Origin of the sequence: Ilyobacter sp. (assembly GCF_041583315.1) — a bacterium.
In the GTDB taxonomy this organism is placed as follows: domain Bacteria; phylum Fusobacteriota; class Fusobacteriia; order Fusobacteriales; family Fusobacteriaceae; genus Ilyobacter.
Genome location: NZ_JBFHGC010000419.1, coordinates 1 through 2,596 on the forward strand (window position 1 = coordinate 1; position 2,596 = coordinate 2,596).

Sequence of the window (2,596 nt, forward strand, 5' to 3'; positions counted from 1 at the left end):
CACTGCAAACACATTGTTTTTTAATATCCCCTTTTTCAGCACATAGCTGTTTTGTGCCCCTATAGCTACAATTAGGCTGAGTCCCAAACCAAATCCCTGACTGGCAATTGCTATATTCATATTATTCCTCCTGAAAATATATTGATATTCTTCTGTCTACGAAGTATTATAAACTATAACGTATACGTTACAGTCAAGGAGTGAATATAAAAATGAGAGAACGATATAAAATAAGTGAAATAGCAAAAATTTTCAATATATCCAGGAGGACGTTGATCTACTATGATGAGATAGGTCTCTTCAAACCTTACTATATAGACGAGGAGAATGGTTATAGATATTATTCGGAACATCAGACATATGTGCTGAGATTTATAATAGCTCTAAAAAATTCTGGATTTTCATTAAATGAAATAAAAAAATATACCAACTTTAAGAGTATAGAGGAAAGTCAGAATTTCTTGGAGAGCAAGATCAAGACAATGAAAGAAAAGATAGAAAATATGGAAAAATCAATAGAAATTGTCAGGATAAAATATGATGAACTGGAAAAAGTAAAATCTTCTGAGGGTTTAAAACCTGGAATTATAACCAATATAAACTTTAGAATGCTTATTGTTGATGTAAAAAAACCTTATAGATACATCCAGATAGAAAAAGCATTTGAAAAATTATCTCAAATAGAAAAAAATCTGCAGTTAAAAGAGAAAAAGCATGTTGCCATTGTAGACAGTAAAAATTTAAAAAATTTGGATATTTATCCCCTGAAATTCGTGGGTTCTATAATTCCTCAGGAGATAAAGCATGAGCTAGCTGTCAATGTAAAAGAAAAAAAATGTGCAACCATCACCCACAAGGATTCATTTGAAAACTTGAAAAACAGTTATAAAAAGTTGATGGATTTTATAGAGGAAAACTCTTATAAAATAATCGGAGATGCTATAGAGGTCTCTAACGAGGAAAAGATACAGCTGGAAAAAGGAGTGGGGGAAGTAATAGAAATACTGGTTCCAATAGAATAAGTCTTTGTCTTAGTTTCTCCGGTTTTCTAATCTATGAATTAAAAATATTATATAGTTTGACTATAACGTATACGTTATAGTCTATAGTATTGGTACATAAACTATTATCTAGAAATTTCAGGAGGGAATATGAAGAAGTTTATAGTTGAAGACGAGTTTTGGAATTTATTTCCAAATGCAAAAATAGGAGTTGTTATCTGTCATGGAATTGATAACAAAATAAAAGATACAGATCGTTATAAAAAAATGATCTCTGAGGCTGAAAAAGATGCGTTAAATCATATTAAAGACTCTGACTTTAGTAATAACACAGCGATTAAAGTTTGGAGAGATGTATTTAAAAAATTTAAAACAAAAAAAGGAGCCAGATCATCAATAGAGGCCTTATTAAAAAGAGTTTCCAATGGAAATCATATAAACTCCATAAATCCTTTAGTAGATATATATAATTCGGTTTCATTGAAATATGCTTTTCCTTGTGGTGGAGAGAATATCGATACTTTTGTAGGAGATTTAAAACTAACTCAGGCGGTAGGGAATGAAAATTTTATAACATTGGGAACAGATACAAACTCTCCTCCATATGAGAGTGAAATTATTTATAAAGATGAAGAAGGAGCAGTTTGCAGATGCTGGAATTGGCGTGAATCAGTGAGAACAATGCTTACAGAAGATACAACGAATGCTTTCCTATGTATAGAATTGATTGATAAAAACAGATTTGAAGAGTTTGAGGAAGCATTGCAATATTTAGGAGAAACTGTCCGAGAAAATTTAGGCGGATCTATAAACATTGGCATCCTGGACACAGCTCATAGCGAAATTAAAATAATATAGACCATCTAATTTTAGGGGCACATAGGAAATCAATCCCATGTGCCCCTATATTATTTTTATCTGTTTTAGTGCTGTACCCATAGCCTTTTCTTTAGATTTCTATGGATTGGCAGTTTTTTTATCTCCTTCAGTATTTCACAATTTTATAGCTACTCTAGATATCTTCTGTTGCTAGAGCATCATCAGTTAGGTCTCGTTCATTGCTTTCCATTTACATCTCTTAAAATTATTTTTCCACCTTTATAAGTTCATCCATTACTTCTAGGATTACAGTGGCTTTGTCTATATAGGATTGTAGTTATTTTTTCAGACCCTCTACTACCTTCAGATAAAGTTTTTATTAAAAGATTTTTGATGCATAGATATCTCCCGCTATTTCTCTTGTAACTAGCAATTTAGTTTTGAGGAATCTTAATCTCTTGACCAATATGGATAGAATCTGGATCTTCAATGTTATTTTCTTCAGCTAGCTTTTTCCAAGATATATTATATTTTTGTCCTATTTTAAATAAACTATCTCCTTTTTTAACAATATAAGTAGAAGGCACTTCTTCCATTGCACTAGTTTCAACAGTTCCTGTCATTTCTGATGCTTTCTCACTTACTGCTTCTGTCATTTCTGTCGCTTTCTCACTTACTGCTCCTGTCATTTCTGTCGCTTTCTCACTTACTGCTCCTGTCATTTCTGTCGCTTTCTCACTTACTGCTCCTGTCATTTCTGTCGCTTTCTCACTTAC

Annotated in this window: 3 protein-coding genes; 2 read left to right on the forward strand and 1 reads right to left on the reverse strand. The window is 32.0% G+C overall.

What is annotated here, in order from left to right; translation table 11 throughout:
- The first annotated feature begins 212 nt into the window (after positions 1–212).
- Positions 213–1,022 carry a MerR family transcriptional regulator gene (locus ABZA26_RS12325; RefSeq protein ID WP_372714812.1) on the forward strand — a complete coding sequence of 270 codons (810 nt, stop codon included), beginning with the start codon at positions 213–215 and terminating at the stop codon, positions 1,020–1,022.
- Between the two features lie 129 nt (positions 1,023–1,151).
- Positions 1,152–1,859: a B3/4 domain-containing protein gene (locus tag ABZA26_RS12330; RefSeq protein WP_372714813.1), complete on the forward strand. Its 708-nt coding sequence runs from the start codon at positions 1,152–1,154 to the stop codon at positions 1,857–1,859.
- Positions 1,860–2,254: 395 nt separating this feature from the next.
- Here ABZA26_RS12330 and ABZA26_RS12335 read toward each other — a convergent pair.
- A partial coding sequence (locus ABZA26_RS12335; protein ID WP_372714814.1) for a LysM peptidoglycan-binding domain-containing protein occupies positions 2,255–2,596 on the reverse strand: 342 nt, incomplete at its 5' end.

What these genes read in the sequence shown, in the direction of transcription:
- ABZA26_RS12325 (WP_372714812.1), top strand. Translation starts at nt 213, where the DNA reads ATGAGAGAACGATATAAAATAAGTGAAATAGCAAAAATTTTCAATATA.
- ABZA26_RS12330 (WP_372714813.1), top strand. Translation starts at nt 1,152, where the DNA reads ATGAAGAAGTTTATAGTTGAAGACGAGTTTTGGAATTTATTTCCAAAT.